Origin of the sequence: Nostoc sp. (assembly GCF_035638895.1) — a bacterium.
GTDB lineage: Bacteria > Cyanobacteriota > Cyanobacteriia > Cyanobacteriales > Nostocaceae > Nostoc.
Genome location: NZ_DASQZC010000596.1, coordinates 1 through 7,993 on the forward strand (window position 1 = coordinate 1; position 7,993 = coordinate 7,993).

The 7,993-nt window shown below is 36.0% G+C and carries 11 protein-coding genes; 5 read left to right on the plus strand and 6 right to left on the minus strand.

Annotation, left to right across the window (positions count from 1 at the left end; all coding sequences use genetic code 11):
- Positions 1-89: 89 nt before the first annotated feature.
- Together VE944_RS29455 and VE944_RS29460 are read right to left on the minus strand one after the other, a co-directional pair.
- Positions 90-341 (minus strand): hypothetical protein, encoded by a 252-nt coding sequence (locus VE944_RS29455; protein ID WP_324985864.1) that lies wholly within the window; start codon positions 339-341, stop codon positions 90-92.
- Between the two features lie 75 nt (positions 342-416).
- Positions 417-740 carry a hypothetical protein gene (locus VE944_RS29460; RefSeq protein ID WP_324985866.1) on the minus strand — a complete coding sequence of 108 codons (324 nt, stop codon included), beginning with the start codon at positions 738-740 and terminating at the stop codon, positions 417-419.
- Positions 741-815: 75 nt separating this feature from the next.
- On the opposite strand from VE944_RS29460, the gene VE944_RS29465 reads away from it, so the two are divergent.
- The 4 genes from VE944_RS29465 (at position 816) to VE944_RS29480 (ending at position 3,495) form a co-directional block, all read left to right on the plus strand.
- Positions 816-998, plus strand: coding sequence for a hypothetical protein (locus VE944_RS29465; protein ID WP_324985869.1), 183 nt, complete (start codon positions 816-818; stop codon positions 996-998).
- A 92-nt stretch (positions 999-1,090) separates the two neighbouring features.
- Positions 1,091-2,488 carry a hypothetical protein gene (locus VE944_RS29470; RefSeq protein WP_324985871.1) on the plus strand — a complete coding sequence of 466 codons (1,398 nt, stop codon included), beginning with the start codon at positions 1,091-1,093 and terminating at the stop codon, positions 2,486-2,488.
- A gap of 60 nt (positions 2,489-2,548) precedes the next feature.
- Positions 2,549-2,965, plus strand: a complete 417-nt coding sequence (locus VE944_RS29475) for a helix-turn-helix domain-containing protein (protein WP_324985874.1) — start codon at positions 2,549-2,551, stop codon at positions 2,963-2,965.
- Entirely contained in the window at positions 2,962-3,495 is a 534-nt protein-coding gene (locus tag VE944_RS29480; RefSeq protein ID WP_324985877.1) for a transposase, read from the plus strand. The genes VE944_RS29475 and VE944_RS29480 overlap by 4 nt, the downstream gene beginning before the upstream one ends.
- Here VE944_RS29480 and VE944_RS29485 read toward each other — a convergent pair.
- On the minus strand, positions 3,480-4,781 hold the full coding sequence (locus tag VE944_RS29485; RefSeq protein WP_324985880.1) for an Arm DNA-binding domain-containing protein: 1,302 nt from the start codon (positions 4,779-4,781) through the stop codon (positions 3,480-3,482). The two genes, VE944_RS29480 and VE944_RS29485, sit on opposite strands and share 16 nt — an antisense overlap.
- A 408-nt stretch (positions 4,782-5,189) precedes the next feature.
- Between VE944_RS29485 and VE944_RS29490 the strand changes: the two genes are divergently transcribed.
- Positions 5,190-5,414, plus strand: coding sequence for a hypothetical protein (locus VE944_RS29490; RefSeq protein WP_324985883.1), 225 nt, complete (start codon positions 5,190-5,192; stop codon positions 5,412-5,414).
- A gap of 36 nt (positions 5,415-5,450) precedes the next feature.
- On the opposite strand, the gene VE944_RS29495 is transcribed toward VE944_RS29490, so the two are convergent.
- From VE944_RS29495 to VE944_RS29505, 3 genes are all read right to left on the minus strand, one after another.
- Entirely contained in the window at positions 5,451-6,038 is a 588-nt protein-coding gene (locus VE944_RS29495; protein ID WP_324985886.1) for a hypothetical protein, read from the minus strand.
- An 81-nt stretch (positions 6,039-6,119) separates the two neighbouring features.
- Positions 6,120-7,301 (minus strand): helicase HerA domain-containing protein, encoded by a 1,182-nt coding sequence (locus tag VE944_RS29500; RefSeq protein WP_324985890.1) that lies wholly within the window; start codon positions 7,299-7,301, stop codon positions 6,120-6,122.
- Positions 7,302-7,303: 2 nt separating this feature from the next.
- Positions 7,304-7,633, minus strand: coding sequence for a hypothetical protein (locus VE944_RS29505; RefSeq protein ID WP_324985893.1), 330 nt, complete (start codon positions 7,631-7,633; stop codon positions 7,304-7,306).
- Between the last annotated feature and the right edge of the window lie 360 nt (positions 7,634-7,993).

A 7,993-nucleotide genomic window follows, 5' to 3' on the forward strand; every position in this document is an offset into this window, starting at 1 on the left:
CCCTTGTTTGCAGTTTGAAAATTATGTTTGCAATTTCATTTGCAATTATTGTGGTTTTGAGACCCCCTTTATTTGCAGTTAATGTGGTTTCAAAATTGCCTTGTTTGCGGTTTGAAGCGTTTATGTTTGCAGTTCGCTACATCTAGCAACTTTTTAGCAGCATCAATTACATTTTGCTGCTGCTCAGAGGATAGATTAGCATTACCATCACAGGGTAGGATTTCCATTTGTGTCCCCACTCTGTAAAGGGCATTATTTTTTAAATCTTCTGAATCAGTATTCTGAGCTTGTTTGAAATAGCGCTCAACATACTTTTTATCAATGCTTGAATCATCAGTCATAATTAAATAACTTCCTTTTGTAATGAGTTGGGAGTATTGCGATCGCACCCTGCCAAGACTGCGATCGCAATTTGACTAGAGAATTACTAAGTATCCTGTAATGTTTGATGCAAACCTGTCACCAGTGGAGAGTGATACAATACTGCTCCTAGTGGTTTTGATAAATAACTCATCCCCTTCAGGCGAAAGCAGAAATGTTTTAAACAAAGGGAAATCATTAGAGGCAACTGATTTAGGAGTGCTTGATATCTTCCCTTTAATACTTAGCTCACCCCTAGTAACATTTGATTGCACTGCATTGGGTAGAGCTTTACGTGGTTGCCTCTTACGTTTAGTTTCTCCTTTGGTGTCACTGCCTCCAGTGTTTGAATTAGTTAAGTTAAGTGAATCCTCTGGCATAGTTTTGCTAAAGGTAATGAGTGCAAAGATATAAGGTAGATTCTTTATATCCCCTTATAATCTATAATACACCCAATGGCAGACAAGGCAGATAAGTCAAATAACAATCTTAAAAGGCTTACTATAAGGGACGTACCGCCTTCTCTCCATTATTGGCTTAAGGTTGAAGCAGTAAAACGGCAGATGACTTTAGGTGAATTTTTAATAGAGATATGCGCTCATTGGCAAAAAACCCACCAAGGAAATGAAGAGGAATAAGCTTTTACTTTTCTGCAATCAAAATAAAACCCAGTCATGCTGCTATCAACAGCCACTGGGAGTATCCCTTTTGGAGACACAAAAAAATAAAAATGTTATCTACTAGTATAACCTCAAACGGCTTCTTTCATGTCTGCTATCAGCCTTTAGCTGAGTTTCTGGGTGATGGTCAAATGGCAGGATTAGTACAGAGACTCCATTACTGGCTACAAAATGAGAAGGTTGGATACATCTTGGGTGATGGGTGCAAGTGGATATTCTCTACTTACCAGGATCTTCAAAAACAATTCTCCTGGCTTTCTGCCCATAAGATAGGTAGATTTATTAGGCATTTAGAAAGTATCAATTGGTTAGTTTCAGATAGGTATCACAACCTTAAAAAGGAAATTGGATTTACCCAAGGTCTTCCCCCTGGATTCCAGGCTTACAACCAGACTAAATGGTACAGACTTGATTACAAGAAAATACACTTAGACACTGGCTTTGAGTTTAATGATACTGAGGAGAAGCCTAAACAGCCCAAACGCTCTCGTGGAGCCAATGTGCAAAACTGCACAATGCAATATACAGAGTTGCATGATGCAATATACACCCCTGCACAATCATCTATATACAAAGAAATACCCATATCTATCTCCCAAATAGGTGAAATTCTAAGAGAGAAAGAGACCAAGGAGATTGACCAAGAGCCAGAGCTTGACCCCTGGCTAGACCAGGAGGAAGAATTACAATTAACCCCTCACTTAGAGGATGAAGTCAAAGAGGCCCCACCTGAAGAGCCAGTTACCTCTCATGAAGGTCAATGTTCCGCGACCTCTGGACAGGGCTTCACAAAAATTAACAATAAAAAATCTAAGGATCTAGAGAAGCAGATTTGGGAGATTGCCCCCAAGCGTCCTTACCCAGTCTTTCTAAATTGGTGGGCAGATAAAAGATACAAACCACAGGGAGGCAAATGGGAAGCAGCAGCTACTTCAAATGCTTATAGTGAATTTTATAAAGACTGCGATCGCACAACAGTAGCAATATTCCCTGAGTTCTTAGAGTACATGCAGCAAGTAGCTGAAAACTGTAATCAACAATTAGCAAGTGGAATCAAAGCTTTATTACCCAGTTGCTTTGTAGCTAAACCAGAATCAACCAGAGAAAATGTAAACCAACTGATGCAGAATATATCTGAACTTGTGGAGAGTGGGGTACAAGTTGCGTTGCCTGCAAACAGTTGTACACCAAGCTGTACACAATCAATGGAGTTTGCGATCGCAAGTGGAGCTAAGGATATTGCAGCTCTTAAAACTTTGAAGTCTCAAGAGCCTCAACTATTAACTGGGACTAATTTAGGAGATAGAGAAAAGCTTTTAGATGAGCTAGCTAAAAGACAAATGACCTGGAAGAATGCCCCAATTATGAGAGCAAGTGTTAAAAAGTGGGTTGAGCAAACACCTGGGGTTGTTATGTCCCCAGATGGGCCTGTATTAGCAGATGAATAAAAACTACAGCAGATTGCAGGTAGATAGAGTACACTAAATGCTAGTGCATCAATTAGTACTATGAAAGCTTACTCCATCGACTTTCGAGAAAAAATAATTAACGCTTACTCTCAAGGTGATACATCAATTAGAAAAATAGCTTCTCGGTTTGATGTAAGTAAGGCTTTTGTACAAAGGCTGCTTTTACTCAAAAGAACTCAAGGTCATGTACAGCCACAAAAACAAGGTGGAGCTATGAAGAGTGATTTGGATAAGCATAAAATTAAGCTAGCTCAAATGGTAGAAAAATATCCAGATGCAACTTTATCTGAATATTGTGAATATTGGGGACAAACTTACGATAAATGGGTAAGCACTAGTGCTATGTGTCGTGCGTTGCAAAGACAAAAACTGACACAAAAAAAAAGACGCTACGTAGTAGCCAATGTGCCACGGAAAGAGTTCAAAAGCTCAGATGTGAGTTTTGGGAAAAAGTGAAAAATATAGATATGGAAAACTTGGTTTTCATTGATGAAATGGGTGTTTTACTTGGTTTAACACGAACTCATGCTCGAAGCCCATATGGTCAAAGAGTCTATGATTTAAAACCATTTTATAGAGGTGCGAAAGTAACGGTCATTGGAGCAATAAGTTTAAAAAGAGTTTTAGCTGTCATGACGATGAATGGCTCAATGGATGGAAATGCATTTGAAGTATTTATCCAGAAATGTTTGCTGCCGCAATTATGGGCAGGTGCCGTAGTTGTAATGGATAATGTCCCGGCTCACAAAGTAGCTACCATTGAACCTTTGATTCAATCTGTTAGTGCCAGTGTTCTTAATATGTCACCCTATTCTCCTGATTTTAATCCCATTGAACTTTGGTGGTCACAACTCAAAGCTTTTTTGCGTCAATTTTCTCCAACTACAACAAAAATGGTTGATGTTTTAATTGCAACGGCTCTTGATTTAATTAATCCTAAACATCTAAAAAACTGGTTTACAGACTGTTGCTACTGTACTTCATAAACCTGCAATCTGCTGTAATTAGATAATTGTTTAAGCATAATTATTTCTTCCTCAAGTAGTTTAATTTTCTCTTGAGCTAGTTTTAATTCTGCTTCTAACTCTTCATAGCTAGGAAGGTCATTATTAAACCTTTCTAATTCTTGAGAGCGATGTAATGCTGCTTCAAATACTTTCCTATCTGTATCATCTTTTAGATACTTGTGGTAGTTGCTAACGTGTATTGTTACAGAGTGTCCCATCCAACGAGACATTGACTCAACATCATATCCAAGTTCATGCCCTCTTATCGCATATCTATGACGCAAATCATAAGCCTGAAAATCTAAACATTGTGCTAAGTCTTCATCATCTTTGAAATCATTTTTTTTGTCTCTAATCCTACGTCCTAAAGAAATAGAAAATTTTGTAATTTCTTTTCTATTTTCAAGTAAAACTTGGTTTTTAATATTGTATAGCTGATATCTTTCTACCCATTCAAGAGGTACAGGATAAACTTTTCTATCACCAGTCTTAATTCCATCAGTTTTAGTTCCATTAAGCTCTATTTCGTAATAAGGTTCTTTAAAAGATTTATCATAATTGATAGCAAAAAGTTCATGCGGTCTTAATCCATAAGTGGCTAACACCATTAATATCCACCCCCATGATTCTGCTCTTTTTATACTTATTTCAGTTTTATGTTTATTATTTTGTATTAATTTGTAGGCACATTCAATAGCCTCATCTTCAGGCAAATTTCTATCTTTAGGTTTATAACCATTCGTTAACCCTGTAAAATCATATTTAAATTTAAAATGATTACAGAAAGTAGATAGTGTGTTTATCAAATCACATCTATTAGCCGAACCAGCATCAGTCTGCTGAATTACTTGCGTAATAACTTGTTCACTTAAATTTAAATTATAGTAATTTAAAAAAAATCTATTAAGTGCGTAAGTATGTCTTTTAAAGGTTTTAAGTGTTTGTCTATTTTCTGGTTTTTTAAAGAAGTATTTTTCTTTAAAACCATCTATTAAATCTTTAATAGTAGGTTCTTGTTTTGCTAAAATTTTTGAAGGGTTAGAAGAATACCTAGCAAGGGTATTGTCAAATTCATCATAATCGATATCTCTTTGAATTATTTTAAGTTTTAATTGTGCTTTAGCACGATTATCAGGAGTATCTTTTAGCTTTAATGATATATATTTCTGGTTGCCTTCATTTAAAATTCTAGGCAAAGAAATACGTAAATATCCATTGTTGCAGGTAATACTAGCTTGCCCCTTAGAAGCTTTTCTGGTAGACATAAAGATTTTGTGTAGTCAATTTTGTATTTAAACAGCAGTCAATCTAGGTTTTTAGGATTAATTTCTATTACTATTATATAATAGTTTAAGGCTCATATTTCATAAGTATACTTATGAAAATAGACATATTAATTATCCTTATTTTTAATGATAATCAAACAAACAATTGTGAACCTTTACCTTTGGTTTAAGGGGAGGGTATTAGTTGAAAAATCTTTATTTCAAAGGGTTTGAACACATATAAAGAAACTTATTGTATTCAAACGTGTATTCATTCATTTAGAAATAAATCAATACTTTCATCAGTATACTGATGAAAGTATTGATTTATAAGGCTTTTAGCCCAAACAAGGGTACAAATTAAAGGATAAGCTATATTCAAAGCTGTATTCTTTCACCAGTATTCTTATGTCCAAGCGCAATAAACTAGATAATTTGAAACCTATTAAGCCTATGCGGGAGGTTGCATTAGCAGATCAACCACTGTGTGTTAAAATAGACCGTGATATAGATGCTATCATTCGCACTATGCCAGAGCGTTCTACATGGCTCAGGGAGGCTATTGAAACCGCAGCAATAGAGCAAGGGTTAGTTCCCTTTAAAGATGATACTTTAGAAAGCGATCGCCCTTAACTCCAACAAGAATTACTACTCAAGTAGCAGGACTTATTAGAGTTGACTTAACTTATCCCTCAATTTAACCAATGCATTCCCTCTAATCATGTTTGATTTAGAGGGAATCATATTTTGTACCACTTCCTTAGCTGCCTCCACCACACCTTCAGCAATAGCTAGCTTTTGTTTTAATAACTCAACTTCTTTCTGTAACTCTTCATTGGTCTGCGTTAAGGTGTATAACTCTTCTGTACACCCTAATGGTGGGCTGGATGAATCTTCTCTTGCCTGCGCTGAGGTGTACTTTCTACTTTGTACACCTGACTTGCGATCGCAAATCAATTTATGATAATCCATCTGACTGAGAGACAATTCATCTACAGCCAACTGCAATTTTTCATAATCCAGTTCTGCTGTCTTGCCTAAATAAAAAGTACGCTGCACCCCATTCACTTTGCGGTAAGCGTACCAATAATCTTTAGTCCGGTTGCGAACTGTAACATCAGCCCTTAAATAATAATAACCTTCTGAGTTAGGGCAATATCTAAATGATTTATTTTCACCCAACCATTTAAACCAAGCTTCACTGCCAAGGGAGATATTGTTAGGGGCTAATCCATCCTCAACTAAAGGTAAATTCATTGTGGTCAATATCAGGGTGTACAAGGTGTACAGTTATAATAGCGCTGTTTGGGTTGGTTGTACAATTAAGGTGTACAAGAATCAAGAATCAATCAGCTTTGATAGCTCTATGAATCTAGCACCTCCTCCCACGCCCCAGATTTGCTTAATAATCTTGGTTTTAGAATACCCCTCATCCTTCAAAATTCTGGCGTACTTTAGCGCATTTTCTTCAGAAAATTGGGGGGTTTCAAGCGCCACTTCTACCACTTCTTCAATGCTTCCAGGTGATTTTATGGTATCGTTTACCTCTTCATTAGGAAGTGGTAAGGAAGTAGATTGAAAGTTACCTGCTTGAATCAAAACAGGCTTATCATTTATCAATCCTCTGCCTTTTGAAGCGCCCTCTAACCACTCTAGAAGTTCTTTATTTTTCAATTGCCTAGCCCTTTCTTTAGCTTTTTCACCCAAATAAAGCAGGCAGAAGTTAGCTTTCAATATACCTGCATCACCTTTTAAAGCAAAGTTTTCTGCTGTATCGTTCTGTGCAATTGCTGCAATAAACAGCCCTACTTTTCTTCCCCTTTTAGACATTTTCCTCATCCATAGACCCAAGCTTTCACATTCATCTGCTAAAGCTGGCATCTCCTCACCTATGGTCAATCTCTTATCAGGGGAATACCTTTTACCAAGCTCTCTTCTTTCTACAATCCTATTTTCTAATTCCTCTATATCTCTATTAAGTGAGACTTGAATTTCTTCATAAGTATATCTAATTTCTACACTTGATAGATAATCATCTTTAGCATAATCAACATCATAGGCAGTGATATCAAATTCATTTTGCAGAGATGCTACAAATAGCTTAATGGTATAACTTTTGCCATCACCAGTTCCACCTATGATTGCTAAATGTTTCTCTTGGGATTTCCAATATTCTACAATGTCAGTGATTATATCTTGTTCTTTAATTGGTTGAGTTTGTACTGTTACCTCAAACGAACTATCTTTTAAATAGCCTGCAAATAATTCTTTAGAAGTAGCGCGGCTGGTAAGCTGTAAGTCTTCTAACCTAGTATTTAGATTACTATCTAATTTGCTAACTGTTATACCTACAATACTATTGAGTAGCCCTAACAAAGTAACAGATATCTTGGTGAACCCATTAGGAATTGTGACCGCAGAAGCAAAACATAACCCACAGCTAACTAAGGATATGCTAGTAATAAGTTTTGAATTGTTGCGGTAATTAATTAAATCTTGAATGAATGTGTTGCTAAACATTTTTATATCCCTATTAATAAACCAATCAGTACCGCAAGCACTATTAAATAAGTATTGATGGTAGGAATTTTTTTAAGAATGATTAGAACTGAAGAAGATAAGATTAGTAGTAAAAGGATTATTACAGGGAGTTGATTAATTAAATTGTAACTACTGGGAATTAAAAGAATTACTTGAATAAAAAGACTACTAGCAAAACAACTACAAATAGATTGAAATATAACTGTAATAGTTTCCTCAGTTTTAATTAAACTCCTTTCTTGAATTACTTGATTTTTAACTTGAATATTTACTTGCTCAGTCTCTTTATTTTCCATATCTTTAGGAAACATCCATCTGTGTAGGTAATGAGTTTGGAAACATCTCAACACCTACACGCTGAGATGTTTCCAAATGGGTCATTTAGAGTAAATTACCCCTTGCTTAAAACCTTCAAATTCAGACTTACAATTACTAAGTTGCTCTTGCAATTGTAAGTTTTGGGTATACACCCACAAAGCAACCAAAACACCAGCCAGTGCTAGGAAGAAAGAATTGTGATTATCCATCCTCTAGCTGTAGCGAACTGCAAACATAAATCGTTAAAACTGCAAACAAGCCATTTTTGAAACCACATTATTTGCAAATAAGAGGGGTCTCAAAACCACAATAACTGCAAATGAAACCACAATAATTGCAAACAAACCGCAAAC